The sequence below is a fragment of the Pseudomonas sp. KBS0710 genome (genome assembly GCF_005938045.2).
Lineage (GTDB): Bacteria > Pseudomonadota > Gammaproteobacteria > Pseudomonadales > Pseudomonadaceae > Aquipseudomonas.
In genome coordinates, this window is record NZ_VCCF02000001.1 from 2,425,912 (window position 1) to 2,446,580 (window position 20,669).

General features: G+C 59.0%; 17 protein-coding genes. 13 read left to right on the plus strand and 4 right to left on the minus strand.

Annotated features, from left to right (window positions below):
• The first annotated feature begins 57 nt into the window (after nucleotides 1-57).
• Together treS and FFI16_RS11180 are read left to right on the plus strand one after the other, a co-directional pair.
• Nucleotides 58-2,124: a maltose alpha-D-glucosyltransferase gene (treS, locus tag FFI16_RS11175; RefSeq protein ID WP_138817789.1), complete on the plus strand. Its 2,067-nt coding sequence runs from the start codon at nucleotides 58-60 to the stop codon at nucleotides 2,122-2,124.
• A 185-nt stretch (nucleotides 2,125-2,309) separates the two neighbouring features.
• Nucleotides 2,310-2,702 (plus strand): tautomerase family protein, encoded by a 393-nt coding sequence (locus FFI16_RS11180; RefSeq protein WP_138817790.1) that lies wholly within the window; start codon nucleotides 2,310-2,312, stop codon nucleotides 2,700-2,702.
• 48 nt (nucleotides 2,703-2,750) lie between these two features.
• On the opposite strand, the gene FFI16_RS11185 is transcribed toward FFI16_RS11180, so the two are convergent.
• The 4 genes from FFI16_RS11185 to FFI16_RS11200 form a co-directional block, all read right to left on the minus strand.
• On the minus strand, nucleotides 2,751-3,356 hold the full coding sequence (locus tag FFI16_RS11185) for a cysteine hydrolase family protein (protein WP_138817791.1): 606 nt from the start codon (nucleotides 3,354-3,356) through the stop codon (nucleotides 2,751-2,753).
• A gap of 101 nt (nucleotides 3,357-3,457) precedes the next feature.
• The gene (locus FFI16_RS11190) at nucleotides 3,458-4,159 is read right to left on the minus strand and encodes a 2OG-Fe(II) oxygenase (RefSeq protein ID WP_138817792.1); all 702 of its coding nucleotides are present in this window, start codon (nucleotides 4,157-4,159) and stop codon (nucleotides 3,458-3,460) included.
• On the minus strand, nucleotides 4,156-4,425 hold the full coding sequence (locus FFI16_RS11195) for an Ada metal-binding domain-containing protein (protein ID WP_178112667.1): 270 nt from the start codon (nucleotides 4,423-4,425) through the stop codon (nucleotides 4,156-4,158). The genes FFI16_RS11190 and FFI16_RS11195 overlap by 4 nt, the downstream gene beginning before the upstream one ends.
• Nucleotides 4,415-5,044 carry a 2OG-Fe(II) oxygenase gene (locus FFI16_RS11200; RefSeq protein ID WP_138817793.1) on the minus strand — a complete coding sequence of 210 codons (630 nt, stop codon included), beginning with the start codon at nucleotides 5,042-5,044 and terminating at the stop codon, nucleotides 4,415-4,417. The genes FFI16_RS11195 and FFI16_RS11200 overlap by 11 nt, the downstream gene beginning before the upstream one ends.
• Before the next feature lie 212 nt (nucleotides 5,045-5,256).
• Here FFI16_RS11200 and FFI16_RS11205 point away from each other — a divergent pair, with 212 nt between their 5' ends.
• From FFI16_RS11205 to FFI16_RS11255, 11 genes are all read left to right on the plus strand, one after another.
• A complete protein-coding gene (locus FFI16_RS11205) occupies nucleotides 5,257-6,975 on the plus strand; it encodes a hydrogenase maturation protein (protein ID WP_138817794.1) in 1,719 nt (572 codons plus the stop codon).
• A gap of 90 nt (nucleotides 6,976-7,065) precedes the next feature.
• Nucleotides 7,066-8,394, plus strand: coding sequence for an EAL domain-containing protein (locus FFI16_RS11210; RefSeq protein ID WP_138817795.1), 1,329 nt, complete (start codon nucleotides 7,066-7,068; stop codon nucleotides 8,392-8,394).
• 234 nt (nucleotides 8,395-8,628) lie between these two features.
• A complete protein-coding gene (locus FFI16_RS11215) occupies nucleotides 8,629-9,294 on the plus strand; it encodes a response regulator transcription factor (protein ID WP_138817796.1) in 666 nt (221 codons plus the stop codon).
• A gap of 141 nt (nucleotides 9,295-9,435) precedes the next feature.
• Nucleotides 9,436-10,098 carry a response regulator transcription factor gene (locus tag FFI16_RS11220; RefSeq protein ID WP_138817797.1) on the plus strand — a complete coding sequence of 221 codons (663 nt, stop codon included), beginning with the start codon at nucleotides 9,436-9,438 and terminating at the stop codon, nucleotides 10,096-10,098.
• On the plus strand, nucleotides 10,095-12,485 hold the full coding sequence (locus FFI16_RS11225; protein ID WP_256666247.1) for an ATP-binding protein: 2,391 nt from the start codon (nucleotides 10,095-10,097) through the stop codon (nucleotides 12,483-12,485). The genes FFI16_RS11220 and FFI16_RS11225 overlap by 4 nt, the downstream gene beginning before the upstream one ends.
• Nucleotides 12,485-14,782, plus strand: coding sequence for an ATP-binding protein (locus FFI16_RS11230; RefSeq protein ID WP_138817798.1), 2,298 nt, complete (start codon nucleotides 12,485-12,487; stop codon nucleotides 14,780-14,782). The genes FFI16_RS11225 and FFI16_RS11230 overlap by 1 nt, the downstream gene beginning before the upstream one ends.
• 284 nt (nucleotides 14,783-15,066) lie before the next feature.
• A complete protein-coding gene (locus FFI16_RS11235; protein WP_138817799.1) occupies nucleotides 15,067-15,615 on the plus strand; it encodes a fimbrial protein in 549 nt (182 codons plus the stop codon).
• A gap of 74 nt (nucleotides 15,616-15,689) precedes the next feature.
• Nucleotides 15,690-16,436 (plus strand): molecular chaperone, encoded by a 747-nt coding sequence (locus tag FFI16_RS11240; RefSeq protein WP_138817800.1) that lies wholly within the window; start codon nucleotides 15,690-15,692, stop codon nucleotides 16,434-16,436.
• Nucleotides 16,437-16,469: 33 nt separating this feature from the next.
• Entirely contained in the window at nucleotides 16,470-19,067 is a 2,598-nt protein-coding gene (locus tag FFI16_RS11245; protein ID WP_256666248.1) for a fimbria/pilus outer membrane usher protein, read from the plus strand.
• A complete protein-coding gene (locus FFI16_RS11250) occupies nucleotides 19,064-20,203 on the plus strand; it encodes a fimbrial protein (protein WP_138817801.1) in 1,140 nt (379 codons plus the stop codon). The genes FFI16_RS11245 and FFI16_RS11250 overlap by 4 nt, the downstream gene beginning before the upstream one ends.
• Before the next feature lie 35 nt (nucleotides 20,204-20,238).
• Nucleotides 20,239-20,658: a response regulator gene (locus FFI16_RS11255; RefSeq protein ID WP_138817802.1), complete on the plus strand. Its 420-nt coding sequence runs from the start codon at nucleotides 20,239-20,241 to the stop codon at nucleotides 20,656-20,658.
• The last annotated feature ends 11 nt before the right edge of the window (nucleotides 20,659-20,669 follow it).

The window sequence follows — 20,669 nt, forward strand, 5'->3', positions numbered from 1 at the left end:
CCGCGCACTGCTCCTATGCTTACGAATAACCTTTTCACGGCAATAGGAAACAGGCTAATGACGGCGGCGGACAACGATCATGTGAACTGGCTGGTGCAACAATCCATGCTCAATGCGGCGCGCCAGCGGGCCAGGCTCTATAGCGGCCAAGGGCGCTTATGGCAGCAGCCGTACGCGCAGACCCGGCCGCGTGATGCCTCAGCGTTGTCATCCGTGTGGTTCACCGCCTACCCGGCCTCGATTGTGACCCGTGAAAACGGCACGGTGCTCGAAGCTCTCGGCGACGAAAGCCTGTGGCAGGCTTTATCGAAGATCGGCATCCAGGGCATTCACAACGGCCCGCTGAAAAAGTCCGGCGGGCTCGACGGTACGCGGCATACGCCGACCATCGACGGCAATTTCGACCGCATCAGCTTCGAGATCGACCCACAGCTGGGCACCGAAGCGCAGTTGCAGGCCCTGACGCGCATGGCCGCCGCGCACAACGCGGTGATCATCGACGATGTGATCCCCTCCCACACGGGCAAGGGCGCAGACTTCCGCCTGGCCGAGATGGCGTATGAGGATTATCCAGGGCTTTACCACATGGTCGAGATCCGCGAGGAAGACTGGCCGCTGTTACCTGACGTCGCCGAAGGACGGGACGCGCAGAACCTCAGCCCCGCGCAGGTGGATGCGCTGCGTGACAAGCATTACATCGTCGGCCAGTTGCAGCGGGTGATCTTCTTCGAACCGGGCGTCAAGGAAACCGACTGGAGCGCAACCCCGGTGGTCGTTGGTGTGGACGCCAAGCCGCGCCGCTGGGTGTACCTGCATTACTTCAAGGAAGGCCAGCCGTCACTGAACTGGCTCGACCCCTCGTTTGCCGCGCAGCAGATGATCATCGGCGACGCCCTGCATGCCATTGATGTGATGGGTGCCAAGATCCTGCGCCTGGACGCCAACGGCTTCCTCGGCGTGGAACGCAAGCTGGACGGCACGGCCTGGTCGGAAAGCCACCCGCTGTCGATCACCGGCAACCAGTTGCTGGGCGGGGCGATTCGCAAGGCGGGCGGCTTCAGCTTTCAGGAGTTGAACCTCACCGTCGACGATATCGCCGCCATGTCCCATGGCGGTGCCGACCTGTCCTATGACTTCATCACGCGCCCGGCGTATCAGCATGCGTTGCTGATGGGCGACACCGAGTTTTTGCGCCTGATGCTGCGCGAGATGCACAGCCAGGGCATCGACCCAGGCTCGTTGATCCATGCGCTGCAAAACCACGATGAACTGACCCTGGAACTGGTGCACTTCTGGACCTTGCACGCCCACGACAGCTACCTCTACCAGGGCCAGACGTTCCCCGGCAACAGCCTGCGTGAGCATATCCGCGAGCAGATGTATGAGCGCCTGGCGGGCGAGCATGCGCCGTATAACCTCAAGTTCGTCACTAACGGGGTTTCCTGCACCACCGCCAGCATTATCACGGCGGCTTTGGGCATCCGTGACCTGGAGGCGATCACTCCGGCCGATATCGAGCAGATCCGCCGGATCCATGTGCTGCTGGTGATGTACAACGCCATGCAGCCTGGGGTGTTTGCCTTGTCTGGCTGGGACCTGGTCGGCGCGTTGCCGTTGGCAGCCGATGCGGTTGCGCACTTGATGGGCGATGGCGACACTCGCTGGATTCATCGAGGCGCCTATGACCTGGTGGATCTGAACCCGGATGCCGAACTGTCCGCCGGCCAGATGCCGCGCGCGCAAACCTTGTACGGTAGCCTTAACAGCCAGTTGCAGGACCCGGACTCGTTCGCGTCCCAGTTGCAGAAAATTCTCGCTGTGCGCAACGCCTACGGGATCGCCGCCAGCCGCCAGATCCTGGTGCCGGATGTAGAGCATCCAGGCCTGCTGATCATGGTTCACGAGTTGCCGGCCGGGAAAGGCACGCAAATCACCGCGCTCAACTTCGGCAGTACGCCGCTGACCGAAACCCTGCACCTGCCCGACATTGCGCCGGGGCCGGTGGTGGACATCATCAATGAGCGGGTCGAGGGCGATCTTACTGCTGAGGGTGAGTTCACCATCACGCTGGATGCGTATGAAGGGTTGGCGCTGCGGGTGGTGAGCCTGTCGCCGATGCTTTAGGCGCCCGAAGCGCTGATCGCCTCGTCGATCAGCGCGGATTATGAATTTGTCGGGAGAATGAGTAGCATGCAATTTACGCATTATTAATTAAATAAATATGCGCTTGATGTATTTTGTCGTTCGGGCTAGCGTAGCGCCAATGGCCACTTTCAAGCTCCGGCCACTGACCTGCCGAGGATTTTTCCATGCCTTTAGTTCGAATCGACCTGGCCGCCGACACCTCCACTGAAACCGCCGCGGCGATTGGCGATGTGGTTTACGCCGCCATGACCAGCGTGGCCAACGTGCCTGAGCACGACAAATTCCAGATCATCAACCGTCACGCCAAGGATGAGCTGGTGTATCCGGCGGCGGGTTATCTAGGGATTACCTACACGCCGAACATCGTGTTTATCCAGGTGACCTGGAGTGCCGGGCGTAGCATCGCGGTGAAAAAGGCTTTTTATAAATTTATCGCTGAGGGCATCCACGCCAAAACCGGGCTGCGCAAAGAAGATGTGTGGATCAGCCTGGTGGATGTAAAGCGCGAAGATTGGTCGTTTGGCAACGGTGAGATGCAGTACGTACCTGACGAGTGAAGCAGGCCTGCAAGAAGGCGGCGACTCAGCGATGAGTCGCCGCCTTTTTTATTGAGCGTTCAACGCCTGTAGAAACTGCGTGTGTTTCAGCGTTTGCGAGAACATCGGTAAGGTGAAATTCTCGGCGGCTTGCTGTTGCTCATCACTGAAGGTGGCGGTGCAGTCGGTCAACGTCACCACGTCGTAGCCTTTTTCATAGCCCGAACGAACCGTACCCTCGACACAGCAATTGGTCAGGAAACCTGCGACGACCAGGTTCTGGATGCCGTTGTTGCGCAGCACCAGGTCCAGGCCGGTGGTAGCAAACGCATCGAGGCCGCGTTTGCCCTCTATGAGGATGTCAGCCGGCTCACGGCTTAGCGCATCGGTGATTTCGGCGCCCCAGCTGCCGGCCCGGAAGGCGTTGCCGTCTGCCACACCCTTGAGAATGCCGTAGGAGCGGTGCGTCAGTTCGGGGTAGCCATCGGCGAACTGGATCGGCATATGGATGATCTTCACACCGAGTTTTCGTGCTTGCTCAATGGTGGTTGCAGTGTTCGCCAGCATGTCGGTGCTGTGCATGACGCCTTTGACTGCGTCGTGAAACACGCCACCCGCAGTGGTGAAGTCGTTTTGAAATTCAATCAGGACCAATGCGGTTTTCGTCGGGTTCATAATGATGCTCCGTCAGGTGGTTTTTTCACTACAGCAGTTATAGGCGCCAAATCCAGGGGCTGCTCCCACATAAAAGCAGAATTCCGACTCGATGACCGCATTCATTTGGCATCGTGAAAAATGATCCCCAGCGTGTGGCGCTCTCCACGATGCAGGCGGCTCACTCCATGACGCACACTGACTTTGCAAAAACCACGCGCGGAGCGTTCCGGGCGGCTGTTGACGGCAAAGATCAGCGCTTGGCCTTGCTCAAGGGGGACCACTTCAGCCCGAGCGGGCTTGCTGGAACCGGTGTGCGTGAGGACGAACTCACCCCCTTCGAAGTCCAGGCCCGGCTGGTCCAGCAGGAATACCACCTGAAACGGAAACACCTGCTCGCCATACAAATCCTGATGCAGGCAGGTGTAGTCATCTTGTCGATAGCGCAGCATCAGCGGCGTGGGCCTGCATTGGCCGGCCTGGTGACAGATCGCTTTGAACTCGACATGGGTGTCGGGGAATCGTTGATTGATCTTCAACGCCGCGTGCCAGCGATTGGCGACCGGTGCGAGGCGCTCGTACAGGCGCGAGCGCAGGTTGTCGACGAGCGCCGGCATCGGGTAGCGAAAGTATTGGTATTCACCCTGCCCGAAAGCGTAACGCTGCATGACGATGCGGCTGCGGAAATGGCTTTCATCGGCATAGAGCGCCGCGAGTTGCTGACAGGTTTGCCGAGCCAACAGTCTCGGCAGCAGCGCGAAGCCGTCGTTCATCAAAGCCGCTTCGATCATTGGCCAATCGAGACTTTCCAGATGAGTGTTCATAAAGGCTGCTGACGTTTCCATTCGCGATACTCGGCTGGCATGCACATGGCGCAGGGGCGATAGCCCGCAGCGATGGCGCTGGCTTGATCGAGGAAAAACACCCGGTGCTGCACATAGCCACCACGGGCGATGGCGTGCAGCGCCGCGCGGCAATCCAGCAGGCCGTAGCGTTTGCCGCGTCGATGGCCACCCAGCGTGCCCGGTTGGGCGCTTGAGTAGGGTTGACCATCGCTGCCCAACAGCCGCCACATGCGCTCAGTTGTCATGGGCCGCCCCAACACCTAAGTGAGTGCCTAAGTGAAAACTGAGCAAAAAGCCGCGCCGTTCGCCGCTTCGGACTGGGCTGATCGCGTGTTTTATATTCACCCGGTAGTAACCCTTGCTGCCCTTGAACGGACGGTGCGCCGTGGTGATGACTGCCAGATCGCCACGCTGCAACGGCACCACCATCGGCCGCGATTGCATTCTGGGGCGTTGCTCGGTGAGGATAAATTCACCGCCGGTGAAATCCTCGCCGGGCGCAGACAGTACGCCGGCCAATTGAAACGGAAATATGTACTCGCCCTCGGCATCTTGCCCCAGCGCCAGGTGTTCATCTTTGCGCAGGCATGTCAGCTGGGGCAGTGCTTGCTGTTGGCCGACGGCCCGGCACTGCGCGTGAAAGTCGTTGAGCTGAGGAGGGAAACGGTAGGGCAGTTGCAGGATGTCGTTCCACTGGTTGGAAACCTGTGCCAGTGGAGGGTAAAACCCGCTCAGAAGGTTGCCGAACAAGCCTGGAGCCTCAAGCCGGAACAGGCCGGGAAGCACGATAAAACCTTCGCGGTCGAGTTCCAGGCCGATGGTTTGCCAATCCAGGCGTTCAAGGGTGGCAGCAAGTGTGGTCATCAAAGCCTCGTTCACTGTGCATTTGCGCCAGTGTAGGCGGGCGTCTAGTCGCAGAAACTCCGGTTCTTGCGACGCAATTCACACTTGGCTGACCGAAAATTGATCTCGATCATGTGCCCTGCCTGGCAGGCCTTTTAACCTTGTGCTTCCATCAAAGGCCAGGGACGGCTCATTGCGAGCCTGTGGCCGTGCACCTCAAGGAAGAGTCTGCCATGCGATCACTGAAGATCATCTTGTTGTCCTCAGCATTCAACGGCTTGACCCAGCGGGCCTGGCTGGACTTGCGCCAGTCGGGGTTTGACCCCAGCGTGGTGCTGTTCACCGATGAAGTCTCGGTGTGCCGGCAAATCGAGGAGTCCGACGCCGACCTGGTGATCTGCCCCTTCCTCAAGGACCGCGTGCCGCAGCAGCTGTGGAGCAACCTCGACCGCCCGGTGGTAATCATTCATCCGGGGATTGTCGGTGACCGTGGCGCCAGCGCGCTGGATTGGGCCATCACCCAACAGGCCCGCCGCTGGGGCGTCACCGCGTTGCAGGCGGTGGAGGAGATGGACGCGGGGCCGGTGTGGTCGACCTGTGAATTCGACATGCCCGCCGAGGTGCGCAAGTCCGAGTTGTATAACGGACTGGTGAGTGAGGCGGCGATCACCTGTATCCGCGAGGTGGTGGAAAAATTCACCCGTGGTGTGCTCCCCACACCCCTGGATTACACACAACCCAACGTCATCGGGCGCTTGCAGCCGAACATGAAGCAGGTTGACCGTGCTTTCAGCTGGCACGACTGCGCACGCTTCATCAAGCGCAGCATCGACGCCGCCGACGGCCAGCCGGGTGTGTTGGCCAGTATCCACGGCGAGCAGTATTACCTGTACGACGCGCACCTGGATGCACGCCGGGGCCTGCCGGGTGAAATGCTCGCGGTACAGGATGATGCGGTATTGGTCGCAGCCGGCGATCAGAGCGTGTGGGTCGGCTCACTTAAACGCAAGGCCCAGCCAGGCGAGGAAACCTTCAAGTTGCCGGCCCGTCACGTGTTGGCCGGGCGCCTGGCGCGTGTGCCCGTGCTGGACAGCTCAATTGCCCACCAAGCCTTCAATGAGCAGGCCTATCAACCGATTCGCTACCGTGAATGCGGCGATGTCGGCGAATTGACCTTCGAGTTCTACAACGGCGCCATGAGCACTGAACAATGCCAGCGGCTGGTCGTTGCACTGCGCTGGGCCAAGGCACGGGACACCCAGGTGCTGCTGATCAAGGGCGGGCGCGGCAGCTTTTCCAACGGCGTACACCTCAACGTCATCCAGGCCGCACCCGTGCCAGGGCTGGAGGCTTGGGCAAATATCCAGGCGATCGATGATGTGTGCCAGGAACTGCTGACGGCCCGCCAACTGGTGGTCAGCGGCCTGACCGGCAGTGCCGGTGCCGGCGGTGTAATGCTGGCCCTGGCGGCCGATATCGTCTTCGCCCGTGCCGGCGTAGTGCTCAACCCGCATTACAAGAGCATGGGCCTGTATGGCTCCGAATACTGGACCTACAGCCTGCCGCGTGCGGTGGGCAGTGAAATTGCCCATAAGCTCACTGAAGAGTGCCTGCCGATCAGCGCCATTCAGGCACAGCAGTGGGGCATGGTGCAGGACATTGGGCCACGTTGCCCGAGTGCGTTCAGTGCATGGTTACTGCAAGCGGCCCAAGGCGCGCTGAGCGATGAGAAATACGCCGCGCAACGCATGCGCAAAGCCACTATCGACCTTGAGCCAATGGATCGCTGCCGCCAAAACGAGTTGGCCCAGATGGAACTGGACATGGTGCACAACCGCCAGCAGTTTGCCGAGAAGTGCCGCAACTTTGTGTTCAAGCGTAAAGCCTGCCAGACGCCGCAACGGTTGATTGCGCCGTGGGCGTTGGCGCGTAAGGGCGAACTGGTCGACTGAGCGGTACTGCGGTTTTAGTCCCAGTCCTATTTGTTTCTGTTTTGGCGCTGATAAGCTTTTTTCCTGAAACAATCTCGGGAAATTTTTGTCATGATCCAAAATGCCGTCGTGCCCAACGAGTTCAGCGCGCTACGTGTCGTCACGTTGGCATCCGATGCTGCCTGTGCGCATCGGCTCGCCTTCGCCTTGAGCAGCATGGGGGTAACTCCGATTGCCAATATTGGCACCTTGAGCGCCGTTGAGGCTTGGCTGCGCGAGTCCCCGATCGACGTCATTGTCTGCGAAATTCGCCCAGAGTGCGGTGATGGGCTGATGTTGCCGAGCCTGCTCAGGGGGCTGCACGAAGCAGGCACACTGGCCCGGTTGCCCTGCATCTTCTGGACCGGAGAGACGGCCTTGGATGCGCCCGCGGGCGAGGTCGACGTGACCCGTAAAACGCCTGCAAGCCCGCTCTGGATCAAGTACATGGGCGGGGTTGCGGTCAGTGCGCTGGAGTCCCATGCGCGGTTGGCGCGAACGGCGGGGATCTCCGTGCAAATCCTGCGCGAAGGCGCAACCCTGGCGCTGGGCGACGCCTTGCGCGCGGTCGTGCTGACGCGCGCGCAGCCGGATGCAAGGCTGAATATGAACACTTTTGATGACTTGGCCGAAGATGAGGTGATCAACGCGCTGACCACAGGCGAGGGCTTGCGTTTTGTGTTCCAACCGCAATTTGAGCTGCTGAGCCGGCGTATCGTGGGGGCCGAAGCGCTGGTGCGTTGGAAGCATCCACGATTTGGGGAAATCCCCCCTTCGGTATTGATGCCCTTGGTCAACCGCTTGGGCCTGGACCTGCTGCTGTTCAGCCTGGTGGAGATGTGGACGATCAAGGCCATGCTCGCGCTCAAACGCGAACATATCGGGATTCCCATTGCTGTAAACGCGTCGGCTAAAACCATTTGCACCCCCGATTTCTCCGAGCGCCTGGCCGCGCGGATGCGCCAGGCCGGCCTGCCGAACCGGCTGCTGAAAATCGAGCTTACTGAAGATGTACCCGAACCGGATGAGCTCTACTTATCCGCCTCGTTGACGGCGATTCGTGCCAAGGGGTTCCAGGTATCGATGGACGACTTCGGCACGGGCGCTGCTACGTTGAACCTGTTGGCGAACCTTTCGTTTGATGAGATGAAAATTGACGGGTCGTTCGTGCGCGGGGTGGAACAGCACTCGTCTTCACGTAAAGTCATTGCCGGTATCGTTAATTGGGCGCGCCTGCTCAGTTTGAATTTGGTAGCCGAGGGCATTGAAGACGAGTCGACTATTGCGTTGTTGTACCGTTTGGGTTGCCGGGTGGGGCAGGGTTATGCGTTGGCTCGTCCAATGGAAATGGACGACTTCTTGAACTTCGTTATCCAACGGGAAAATAGTGCCTCGCGCTGAGTGCTTTTAGGAGTGATCTGATAGGCAACTGAATGCCAGTGCATTAACTTTTGCACCCGCTCACTGTTTGAATTAGTGGCCGCTCCGTTAGTTTGGCTTTTTTTCTAGTGCGATTGTTCAATAGCACGGATGTCATTGATTTTATAGGTTCGTCTGCGATGACGAGAACTTACTAAAGATGAGAATGTTGTAAGTCTCATCCTTTTGCTCGTTATAAAGAGTGCCTTCGAAGTTATGAAACGCTTAAAAATTGCTTTGCTCGATGATCACGCAATCGTACGGCATGGGTTAATCAATCGATTGCAGCAGGAACCTGATTTCGACGTGGTGGGTGTTTACGCCCGTAGCCGTGAAGCGATGGCTGGGCTCGCAATGGTGCCGGTAGAGGTGTTGTTGCTCGATTTCGTGCTCGGGCCCAGCGAGTTGGACGGTATCTTGTTGATTCGTGCGTTGCGGGTGAAGTACCCGCAGTGCCGCATCCTGATCTTTTCGACGCACCACGATGCCGCAACCGTAATCCTGGCCCTGCGCGTCGGCGCGCGTGGGTTTCTTGGCAAGGGTGAAGATATCAACCAGTTGGTCAGTGCGGTGCGGCTGGTCGCATCCGGCGAGGTTTATCTCAGCCCGGACATGGCTTACCGAGTCGCCGAAGCGACGGCGGTGAATCCGGTAGGCGAAGAGCAGAACCGCGATGAAGCCTTGCGTTTTGTGACACTTTCAGCGCGTGAACAGGACGTGATTCGCTGTTACCTGGCGGGTATGACCATTACCGACATCGCCGAAAAATTCAATCGCAGCATCAAGACCATCAGTTCACAAAAGGCCTCGGCGTTTCGAAAGTTGGGCGTGGTGTCGAACAATGAGTTGTTCAGGATCAAACACATTATCGACGGTATTTGATTCAAGTTCGTATCACCCAACAGGCAGGCACACGCGGGATGTCATTTGCCGATCCTTGCATATACTCAATTGCGGGCTGAACGTTGTAGCGGTGGGTTATCCCTGTATTCCGACAGCGCTGGGCTGAGTAGGTCGACCACAATGAAAACAATACGCATTGCTTTGCTGGATGATCACGCCGTAGTTCGACATGGGCTGGCCACGACGCTGGCAGCCGAGACAAACTTTGACGTGGTTGGCATTTATGCGCGCAGCCGCGACCTTATCGCAGGCCTCGCCTCGGCGCCGGCAGACTTATTGCTGCTGGACTTCTCCCTGAGCCCCGACGAGTTGGACGGGGTCTCATTGATTCGCGCCTTGCGGGTCAAGTTTCCCTGCTGTCATATCCTTGTGTTGTCCACGCATCACGACCCGGCGACGGTCAGCCTGGCCATGCGCGTCGGTGCCCGTGGTTTTGTCGGCAAGGGTGAAGATATGGCGCAGTTGGTCAAGGCGATCCGCAAGGTGGCGGCGGGTGCGGTATACCTGAGTACCGACATGACCTATCGACTGGCGGAGACAGTGACCAGTGATACCGGCCAAGGCGGCGATGTGCCTGACGCGTTAGTCCAGGCGGAGTTGACCAGTCGTGAACAGGAAGTCATTCGTTGTTACTTGGCGGGCATGACGGTGAGTGAAATTGCCGAAAAATTCAATCGCAGTATTAAAACCATCAGCACCCAGAAAACCGCAGCGTTTCGCAAGCTTGGGGTCACCTCGAACAATGCGTTGTTCAAGCTCAATAAAATTATCGGCACGCCATGAGAGCCTGGTTGTGGCGGGCAGCGCTGCTGGCGTTGTTGATGTTGGGTTCGCCGCTCATCTGGGCCGCTTCGGTCGAGTTGAGCGAAGAGCAACTGCAGTGGATAGCACTGCACCCGGTGCTGCGTGTCGGGGTGGTGGAAGGCTTGATCCCTTTCGAGTACATGAGTGATGGTGTGCTGCGCGGGCGGTCGATGCAGTATTTGCAATTCGTGACGGCCGCTACGGGCCTTCGTTTCAATTACGTGCCGGGAAATACCCTGACCGCGCGCGAAAACATGCTGCTGACGGGCGAGGTCGACCTGCTGTCCTCATACTTGCGCTTTCGCTCAGAGCCTGCGACCAAGGGCCTTGTCGCTTTGGTTTACCACACCACGTCGCCGATCATCGTCACGCGTGTCGACAGCCCCGGCATTTTCGATCTTGAACAACTGCAAGGCAAAAACGTGATGATTCCCGACGTGGATTATTACGAGACGATGTTCCAGGGCAAGGCGACCAAGGCCCATTTGACCAGAAGCACCTCGGCCATGCAGATGCTGACGAGGGTGAAGGAGGGCAAGGCCGATGCGGTAGTGGCCTCGGAAACCTTCTTGATGCCTTACCTGTATCGACAATTTCAGGGGGTTTTGGAGATTTCCGGTGTGGTCGGCAGCGAGATGCTGGATGTGAGCATGGCTGTGCGTGCTGATGACGTCATCCTGCGCTCAATATTTGAGAGGGTACTGGACTCCATTACAGCGCAGCAACGCAATAGTATTTATGAGAGTTGGTATCACGATCTGGATGTGGATGCGCCGTCGCTGTTAAACATCTTCAATCACTTTGCGCATGTGCTGATCCTTGGTGTGTTGGCGCTGGCCAGCCTGTGCGCGCTGGTCTATCGCGGTTACCGGTTGCGCGGGCGCGCACTGCGCAACGAGCAAGAAAAATCGATGTTCCTGGCGGTCATGAACCATCAGATACGCTCGCCCATGAACGCAGTGCTGGCGGCGATGGAGTTGCTGGGCCACACCCGGCTCAATCAGCAACAACGTCATTTTGCCCAGCTGGCAAACAGCGGTGCCGACGCGATGGCGCGTTTACTGGACGATATCCTCGAAACCTCCGGGTCGGTGCCTAAACCGAAACGGCTCAAGGTCGAGCCGACCGATGTGACGGCGTTGGTACAGGCCGTCGTCGGGCTGCACCGCCTGCGAGCCATGGAAAAACACCTGGATATGAAACCGCACATCCAAGTGCCGTTGCCCTTGCTGATGCTCGACAGTGCGCGCCTCACGCAAATCTTTCATAACCTGCTTTCGAATGCGATCAAGTTTACCGATGCGGGCAGTATCGATATCGACGTGCGGCAGGTTGACCTGGGCGTTAGCACCGAGCATTTGCAGATCGAGGTACGCGACACTGGCATCGGCATTTCGGCAGCGGTGCAGGCTTCGTTGTTTCGACCTTACGCGCAACACAGCCAGTCATACAAACGCTCGGGCGGCTCAGGGTTGGGGCTGGTGATCTGCCGGCAACTGGTCAGCTTGATGAACGGGACCTTGACACTTAAAAGCGTGCCGGGTGCAGGCACGACAGTGACTATCTGCCTGCCCGTGGCGGCTGCCCCGCAACCGCCTGCGTCGCCACCGGCAGAGGTCCCGTTACCCTCCAAAGCGGGCAGCGCATTGCAGATTCTGGTGGTGGAAGACACCCGTGCGAACCAAGAGGTGCTGCGCGCGCAAATCAGCAGCTTCGGCGGCATGCCGGTGGTGGCCGGCGATGCTGCGCAAGCCCGCACCTTGTTCACGCGCACCCTTTACCACGTGGTCCTGATGGACTGCGACCTGCCTGACCAGGACGGCTACAGCCTGACCCGCGAGCTGCGCGCATTCGAACAGCAACAGGGCCGCCTGCGGTGCCCGATCATCGCCATCTCGGCCCTGACCGGTGAGGAGCACCTTCAGCGCTGCCTGACGGCGGGAATGGACGCGGTGTTGAGCAAGCCTATTCGTCTGGGGCCATTGCGCGAGGCGATTGAGCGTTGGTGCGAGGTCACACTGGCAGACCCTCGGTCAAACCTGACGGCCCCGGTGTTGGACCAGGCTGGAATCAACCGGGAAGTAGCCGCTGACCTGGGCAGCCTGACCAAGGCGATAGCATTGTGTGATCGCTCAGACGCCTTGCACGTTACCCATCGTTTGCACGGGGCTGCGCTGATCATGGAGTGGTCAGCCATGGGGCAGGCTGCCGAGGCCCTGGAGAACCTGTTGCGCGCGCAGCAGGGGTGGGATGACCCGGCTTGTGCGCAGGCTTTGCGGGTCCTGCTGCGACAATGGCATGAGCTGGGCGGCGAGGGGCACGTTGATGCACTGCCGATCACCCGGCCGCACCGGATACAACCCTGATGTCGCGCATGTTAGCGGTGTTGGCCCTGATGGGTCACATCAGCCTGCGTGTCGCACAAGCCAACGTTGCGCAGTTGACGTTGACACCCCAGGAACTCGATTGGATCGCGGCCCAAACAGAGTTGCGCGTGGGGGTATTCGATAACCTGTTGCCCTTTGAGTACATCAGCGGTGGCGAACTGCGAGGGCTATCGGCCAAATACCTGGGCTTGATTGAACAGCGCACGGGCCTGCGTTTCAAGCCTGTGCCGACCACCTCACGTGGCGCGCGCAAGGACATGTTGATCAATGGCGAGGTCGATATCTTGTCCACCCGGCGCCGCTCGGATGACCCCGCTGAAGACCGCGGAATCCTCTATACCCTGCCTTACAACACCAGTTCGACCATCCTTGTCAGCCGTTTTGACGATCACCCGTTTGTCGAACTGAGCCAGCTTGCCGGCAAGCGCCTGGTAATGCTGGGCCGTGAGGGCTATTCAGCGTTTTTACGCGAGCGGGTACGGGGCATCACGATCCTTTCGGCCCAGAACGCGATTGATATGATGGCAATGGTCAAGGACGGCGATGCGGACGCCGCCATTGCGTCCGAATGGTTGCTGATCCCGTATCTCTCTCGCCAGTACCAGGGTGTGCTGCAGGTTTCCGGCGTGGTACCCGAGCAGCATACCGGTGTGAGCATGGCGGTGCGCGATGACGATGTGATCCTGCTGTCGATTCTGCAGAAGGTGCTGGCGTCCATCTCCGGGGAAGAGCGCCAGGCGATCTACGATGCCTGGTTCGGAGACATGAACCTCGATATCCCGACCATCAAGGCTATCGCCGATCACTACGAAGGTGAGCTGTGGTTGCTGCTGAGCATTGTGCTGATACTCGTCACGCTGGTCTGGCAAAGCCGAGTGCAACGCCGACGGGCCGTTCATAACGAGCGGGAGAAGGCGATGTTCCTGGCGATCATGAGCCATGAAATTCGTTCACCCATGAACGCGGTACTGGCCGCTGTTGAGTTGTTGGAGCACACACCGCTGGACGAACAACAACAGCATTTCGCGGCGCTCGCAAATAACGGTGCCAATACCCTGTTGCAGCTCGTCGACGATGTGCTGGATATCTCCAGGATGGAGGCCGGTCAATTGACGCTGAATGTGGAAGCCGTGAACCTCGGCGTGCTGGTCCGACGCGTGGTGGACGACCAGCGCTCCTGTGCAGAGGAAAAAGGCCTTGAACTGAGGGTGACGGGCGAGCAACCACACGCGCCATTGTTGCTGGATGAACTGCGCGTGGAGCAGGTCTTGCGCAACCTGATCGCCAACGCCATCAAATTCACCGACGGCGACCAGATAGAGATTCGGCTTCAGGTTCTTGAGGGCGATCGGCAACTGGTGGTTCAGGTTATCGGCAATGGGGTCGGTTTGTCCGAGCAGACACAAGCCTCATTGCTGAGCCTGTCCGCGCGTCCCAGGCCCGGGGGCAGCACCTGGCTGGGTGGGGTGATCTGTAAGCAGTTGGTGCAGTTGATGGGGGGCGAGTTGAGGCTCAGCAGCAGCCAGGGCAAAGGAACCCAAGTCGGTGTGATGTTGCCGGTTAAATGGGCTGCGCCGCTTGATTTGCCAGTGCGGGTGACGCCTTCGCTCGACGAATCTGTGGGCTTGAAGGTGTTGGTGGTGGGCGGCACGAAAAGCGATCAACAGAGGCTGGCGGCGCGGTTGCGTGCGTTGGGCTGCCGGCCCTTGCCAGTGGACGATGCCATCCAGGGCTTGAGGCTTTTCAACGCACACAAGGTTGATTTGGTACTGATCGACTGTGACCTGCCGGCAGACGATGGTTATTACCTGGTCGAGGAGTTTCGTCAGTTGCAGAGCCAACAACAGCGGGCACATTGCCCGATCATTGCGATCTCACAGTTAACCGGCAATGAACACCTGCAACGTTGTTTTGATGCAGGTATGGATGGCTCGCTGGGCAAACCCGTTGGCCAGGGCCCTCTTCGCGAAACCATTGAGCTGTGGTGCGAGGTTATCCTGATGGGCACGGCAGTGCTGCCCGATACTTCCGGGCCTGAGGTGCTGCGCAAGCAGCTTGGCGGATTGCTTGAGGCGGTGGCCTTGCGTGATGCCAACCTTGCGCTGCAGGGTTTGCGCGGCCTGCAAGACGCCGCGTTGGTGTCGGGGTGGACGGACATCGCCACCACGGCCGAACTGATCGCGCCAGCCTTGCAGGATGTGGACGGCTGGCCCGCTGTAGTTATTGCAGGCCATCTCAGCCATATGGTTGAACAGTGGGTAGCACTAAGCGCTTGAGTTTTGCCGCTGACTTGAAGTGGCGATGGTAGTGTTTTTAGGAGCGCTCCTATTGACGAAAGAATCGCCCGAACAATAAAAACAACCCTCGCCAGAGTGAGTTGTGTAGCGTCGCATCGGTAAGTTTATTGTTGAAATTCCAGCCAGCTTAGTTGTTTTTCGGAGCAGTCCTATTTGGCCGGTTCGGTAAGCGCCTTACACTTAACTTCGCAATAACACAGGAGTTGTCCTGCAACAGGAAACTTCACCTTCTACTTGGCATCTTGCACTCTCGGAGTTACCCCATGAATTACAAAGCCCGCGTCCTCGCTGTACTGGTCGCAGCCACCGCCACCTCTGCCGCCATGGCTTCGGACGGCACCATCAATTTTAACGGCGAACTGAAAGCCGAAACTTGCCAAATAGCAGTCAACGGTGCTGCAGGCTCTGCGGGTTCTACCGTTACGCTGCCGACAATCTCCACCTCCCAGCTGACTGCACTCGGCCAGGTCGCGGCTCAAACCGGTTTCGTTATTCAGCTCAGCAAATGCTCTGCTGCACTCAAAACCGCTTCTGCGTTCTTTGAATCAGGGGGTTCGGTTGACCCGGCCAGCGGCAATCTGAAGAACTTGACCGGCACGGCCACCCAAACTCAGCTGCAATTAGTTGATGCCACTAATGGCCAGCCCATCAAAGCAGGCGACACTTCGCAAGTTGCTTCTACCAGCCGTATCAACATCGATTCGACAACCCTGAGTGCCGAACTGCCATACGCCGTTCAGTACTACGCTCAGGCGGCAACTACGCCGGGTACCGTTATCAGTAACGTGACTTACTCCATTAACTATCAGTAAGTCGCACGCCAATGAACACACGCCCTGTCTTTTGGTTAAAAGGGCGTGTTTTCGGGCGGCAATGGGGCACTGTCATGCTTTGTAAACTTCCACTTAAACAGATGCTGCTGGCAAGCCTCATGGGACTGGTGAGTTTTCAGGCCAATGCGGGTGTGGTGATTACTGGCACGCGGGTAATCTACCCGGCCGGCCAGAAGGAAATCACCGTAAAGCTCAATAACAACGGCACGCAACCTGCGTTGATGCAGGCGTGGATCGACACCGGCAGTGTTACAAGCACCCCCACCAGTTCCAAGGCGCCGTTTCTGCTTTCGCCGCCGGTGGCGCGTATCGACCCGGCCAAAGGCCAAAGCCTGCGAGTGTTGTTCACGGGTGCAGCGTTGGCCGCGGACAAGGAGTCGGTGTTCTGGCTGAACGTGCTGGAAATTCCGCCCAAGCCCGAGGCGGGTGCTGACCTCAACACCCTGCAAATGGCATTTCGTTCGCGGATCAAGCTGTTCTATCGCCCTGCCGATTTGCCGGGAACCGCTACTGAAGCGATTGAACAGGTGCAATGGCAAGTGGTGTCCAGCCGAGATGGCTTGGGCCTGGCCTTGCAGGCGTTCAATCCGTCGGCCTTTTACGTGTCGCTGATTGAACTGGAACTGGTGTCAAGTTCAGTGCGTGTTCGCAGCGAGGACGGCATGCTCGCTCCCGGTGAAACCCGGCAGTTCCCGCTGCCTGCTCTCAAGTCTCGACCTGCCGCCGACGCGCGGGTGGAGTTCAGTGCCATCAACGATTACGGCGCGCTGATCCCGACTCGGAAAGCACTTAAGCCTTGATCAACTCCTGACGTTTTTACACGCGAGTCATCTATGCAAACCTCTTCCAGCTCCGGGCTCGCCCTGCGGGCACAGCCTCGCTTTGCCTTGAATCCGCTTACGACCTTGGTACTCAAGGTGCTGGCCATCGCGCCTGGTGCATGGGGCGTACAAGGCGCGTTGGCGCAAGAGGTGCAGTTCAACGACGCATTCCTGCCTGAGGATTCGCGCAATCTTGACCTCGGCAAGTACCAGGCCGGTAACCCGGTGACGCCGGGGCAATACCGCGCCGATGTATTGCTCAACGGCCAACTGAACAGCCGCCAGGACATTCGCATTGAGGCGCAGCCCGACGGCAGCAAGCCGGTGGTGTGTATGGACCATGGCCTGCTTGAACGTCAGGGTGTGGACATGGCCAAGCTGTCGTCGGCGGCCGGCCAAACGCTTGGCAACCAAGGCTGCGTGGCTCTGGGCAGTTTGATCCAGGGCGCCAGCGCGAGTTTTTCACCGGAGAACCAGGCGCTCGATCTCAGCATCCCCCAGGCCGCCTTGAAGCGCAATTCCCGGGGTTACGTCAGCCCTGAGCTGTGGGACCGTGGCGTGACTGCCGGCATGCTCGGTTACACATTCAATGCCAATCGCAACCGTACCCGCAGCGGCGACTATGACTCGGCGTTCATGGGCCTCAATGCGGGCCTTAACCTGGGTGACTGGCGCTTGCGCCACAACGCGTCGATGAGCTGGCAGTCGCGCCAGGGCAACAAGTACCAGGCCCTGGACACTTACGTACAGCGCGATGTGACAGCGCTGAAAAGCCAGTTTACGGCCGGGGAGTCCAACACCAGCGGTGAGATCTTCGATACCTTGTCCTTTCGCGGCGTGCAGCTGGCCAGCGATGACCGCATGCTGCCTGACTCCATGCGCGGGTATGCCCCGGTCATCCGCGGCATTGCCCGCACCAACGCACGTGTCACCATTCGCCAGGCTGGCAATGTCTTACTGGAAACCACGGTGGCGCCCGGCGCATTTGTCATCGATGACCTGTATTCCACTGGCTACGGCGGCGACCTTAACGTGAGCGTTGCCGAGGCAGACGGCACCGAACAGAACTTTATCGTGCCGTATGCCTCGGTGAGCCAGTTACTGCGCCCCGGCACCTCGCGTTTTAGCGTCACTGCCGGTGAAACCCGCAATAACTTCGTCGACCAACAGGCACGCCTGCTGCAGGGCACGTTGCAATACGGCCTTAACAACACCTTCACCGGCTTTGGCGGTGTGCAATCGAGCAACCAGTACACCGCGCTGCTCACGGGGGTGGCATTTGGCACGCCCATCGGTGCGATGGCGCTGGACGTGACCCACGCCCAGACCGACTTGGCGGCCGGTACGGCCAAAGGGCAGAGCATGCGTGTGTCCTACAGCAAGAATGTGCTCAGCACGGGCAGTAACTTTTCGGTGGCGGCTTATCGTTTTTCTACCGGTGATTACCTGGATTTCAGCAATGCCGTGCAACTGCTGGACGCCGAAAAAAATGGCTGGGACGCCAGCTTGTTTGGACGCCCGCGTAGCCGCCTGTCCATCACCGCTGACCAGACGCTCGGGCCGTGGGGCCAAGTGACTCTCAGCGGCTATGCCCAGAATTACTGGAACCAGCCGGGCAGCGACGTGCAGTACCAGTTCAGTTACAGCAAGCAATTCAATCGGGTGAGTTTCAGCTTGAATGCCAACCGCAGCCGCATGGGCCTGGGCGATATGCAGAACAGCTTTCTGCTGACCCTGAGCATGCCGCTGGAGTTCGGCGGGTCTGGTTATGGGCCGCAGATGACCGCGCAGGTTGGCCGCGACACTCGGGGCAACTACAGCGAGCAGGCCGGAATCAGCGGCACCGCCGGCGAGGATCGCCAGTATGGCTACGGCGCGACCTTCGGGCATGACGGTGGCAGCAATACCAAGAGTGTCGCGCTTAATGGGCAGTACACCGGAGCCCGCTCGATGCTCAGTGCCGCACTGGGTCGTGGCGATGGCTATACGAGTGCTTCCCTGGGCGCCAGCGGCACGTTGGTGGCCCATACCAACGGTGTGACCATGACGCCTTATCGTGGCGAGACCATGGCGGTGATCAGCGCGCCGGGGGCGCAGGGTGCCAAGGTGTCGGGCTATCCAGGTCTGAGGCTCGACGCAAGCGGTAACGCCGTGGTGCCGTACTTGCGGCCCTATGAGCTGAACGAGGTCGCCATCGACCCGATCGGCAGCTCTCTGGACGTCGAATTCAACGAAACCAGTCAACAAGTCGCGCCACGTGCCGGCGCCGTTGTCCATCTCAAATACACCACCAACCAAGGTCGCGCAGTACTGCTCAATGTGCGCCTGGACGATGGCAACAGTTTGCCGTTCGGTGCCGGCGTAACGGACGGCGAAGGCGCCACGGTGGGCGTGGTCGGGCAGGGCGGTCAGCTCTACGCACGAATCAAGCCGGACACCCGTCAATTGCTGATCCATTGGGGCAGCAAAGCGCATCAGCAATGCGCGTTGGTGATTCCGCCAGGCCCGGGCGAGGGCCAGCAGTTGCAGCAGTTGGACGCCGTGTGCGCGGCAGGCAAACAGGTCGCTGACAGCGTGCGGCCCAACACTATGCAAAAGGTACCGTTATGAACGTGAAGGCATTGATCAAATCGGGATTGGCAGTCATGGCGTTGTGGGCCGCAGCCAACACGGCTATGGCGATTACCTGCACGTACATGAATGGTATCCAGCCAGCAGTGGGCTCCATGCCGTTGCAGATATCCTCCATCAGCGTTGGGCGCGATGTGCCCGTGGGCACTGAGGTGTATCGACAGAAATTCACTATCGCGGGAGGCCAGACGCCGACGCTTGAATGCCTGTATGCCCCGTTTCAAATGTGGACCGAGTTTACGGTGGACACCACCTCCGCCCTGGCCAATTGGTCCAGCGGAACCTATGCCAACAAAGTCTACAGAACCAGCATTCCAGGGCTGGGTGTGGCCTTCAACAGCACGGGCGGCTTGCTGCCAAGGCGCACGAGTACACAGCCGTCCAACTGCACTCAGGGTTACAGATGCCTTATTCCGTTTGGTGATGCCAAGGGTGCTGGTCCCGCCAACTTTGAACTGATATTGATCAAGCTGGGCGACGTGACGCCGGGTGTACTCATCGGCAGCACGTTGCCGACCGTGAGCCTGTTTGGCATTTTTGGCGACGCCAGAATGAACGGGTTCAAGATGGGTATTTCCGGCACCATCCAGATTGTTTCGCGCACCTGCAGCACGCCGGATGTGAACGTACCTATGGGTACACATCAGACCAAGACGTTTACCGGAGTAAACACTGCCAGCGCCTGGGTCGATTTTGCCATTCGATTAAATGATTGCCCGGCGTTTACGGGCACCTTCGGGGCTACAGGTCCCGGTTGGATTTCCCAGAGCGGCAATTCACCCTCCGGCTCGGGCACCGCTGGCGCCTTGGTCAACAATACCCTGCAATATCGCGTCGACCCGGCACGGGCAGCGATCAACGCGGGCAATGGCGTGCTGAGCCTCGACCCTACAACGGGCGGCAGTGCACTCGCCGCCACAGGCGTAGGTGTGCAGGTCGCAACCCCTAACGGAATCGGTTTGCCTTTAGCGACGAATCGAAACAGCGGCCTGGCCCTGCGAGCGACCGAGGGCAGCTATTCAATCCCGTTGCGCGCCCGTTATCTGCAAACCCGGACCAAGGTCACGCCGGGGCCGGCCAACGCGTCGGCGACGTTCACGATTACTTATCAGTGATGGAGTACGCAAAACTGATCGCGAGGATGCGAAAGATGCCAAATAAAGCACTCAGGATTCTGATCGCAGATGACCAGCACTTTTCTCGGTTGAGAATAGAGCGAGCCCTGAACCATCTAGGCTACTACCGGATCGCACCGATGCACCGACTGGAGGAGGTATTAAGCGCACTGGAGTATGACTGCGCGCCATTGGACCTACTGATCATCAACGCTTCGCTGGTGAAGGGCGTGAAATTTGATCTGTTTTCGTTCTGCATGGACAACCCGTACGTGCATTACGCAATGATCTACGATGAGCGGCAATCGGGTATACCGGCGTTTCTGGTATGCCGTCAGGAAAAGGTATTGATCAGTGCATTGCCGTTGCCGGATCTCGACACGCTCACCCAGCTCATGGCGAAAGTTGATTCCAGCCTTGTGGCACCTGTACGCAACAGAGAAGTGGGGGCGTAACTTCACTGCGG

Excerpts from the sequence above, each read along its gene's own strand:
- treS (WP_138817789.1), top strand. The coding sequence starts at position 58 with ATGACGGCGGCGGACAACGATCATGTGAACTGGCTGGTGCAACAATCC.
- FFI16_RS11180 (WP_138817790.1), top strand. The coding sequence starts at position 2,310 with ATGCCTTTAGTTCGAATCGACCTGGCCGCCGACACCTCCACTGAAACC.
- FFI16_RS11185 (WP_138817791.1), bottom strand. The coding sequence starts at position 3,356 with ATGAACCCGACGAAAACCGCATTGGTCCTGATTGAATTTCAAAACGAC.
- FFI16_RS11190 (WP_138817792.1), bottom strand. The coding sequence starts at position 4,159 with ATGAACACTCATCTGGAAAGTCTCGATTGGCCAATGATCGAAGCGGCT.
- FFI16_RS11195 (WP_178112667.1), bottom strand. The coding sequence starts at position 4,425 with ATGACAACTGAGCGCATGTGGCGGCTGTTGGGCAGCGATGGTCAACCC.
- FFI16_RS11200 (WP_138817793.1), bottom strand. The coding sequence starts at position 5,044 with ATGACCACACTTGCTGCCACCCTTGAACGCCTGGATTGGCAAACCATC.
- FFI16_RS11205 (WP_138817794.1), top strand. The coding sequence starts at position 5,257 with ATGCGATCACTGAAGATCATCTTGTTGTCCTCAGCATTCAACGGCTTG.
- FFI16_RS11210 (WP_138817795.1), top strand. The coding sequence starts at position 7,066 with ATGATCCAAAATGCCGTCGTGCCCAACGAGTTCAGCGCGCTACGTGTC.
- FFI16_RS11215 (WP_138817796.1), top strand. The coding sequence starts at position 8,629 with ATGAAACGCTTAAAAATTGCTTTGCTCGATGATCACGCAATCGTACGG.
- FFI16_RS11220 (WP_138817797.1), top strand. The coding sequence starts at position 9,436 with ATGAAAACAATACGCATTGCTTTGCTGGATGATCACGCCGTAGTTCGA.
- FFI16_RS11225 (WP_256666247.1), top strand. The coding sequence starts at position 10,095 with ATGAGAGCCTGGTTGTGGCGGGCAGCGCTGCTGGCGTTGTTGATGTTG.
- FFI16_RS11230 (WP_138817798.1), top strand. The coding sequence starts at position 12,485 with ATGTCGCGCATGTTAGCGGTGTTGGCCCTGATGGGTCACATCAGCCTG.
- FFI16_RS11235 (WP_138817799.1), top strand. The coding sequence starts at position 15,067 with ATGAATTACAAAGCCCGCGTCCTCGCTGTACTGGTCGCAGCCACCGCC.
- FFI16_RS11240 (WP_138817800.1), top strand. The coding sequence starts at position 15,690 with ATGCTTTGTAAACTTCCACTTAAACAGATGCTGCTGGCAAGCCTCATG.
- FFI16_RS11245 (WP_256666248.1), top strand. The coding sequence starts at position 16,470 with ATGCAAACCTCTTCCAGCTCCGGGCTCGCCCTGCGGGCACAGCCTCGC.
- FFI16_RS11250 (WP_138817801.1), top strand. The coding sequence starts at position 19,064 with ATGAACGTGAAGGCATTGATCAAATCGGGATTGGCAGTCATGGCGTTG.
- FFI16_RS11255 (WP_138817802.1), top strand. The coding sequence starts at position 20,239 with ATGCCAAATAAAGCACTCAGGATTCTGATCGCAGATGACCAGCACTTT.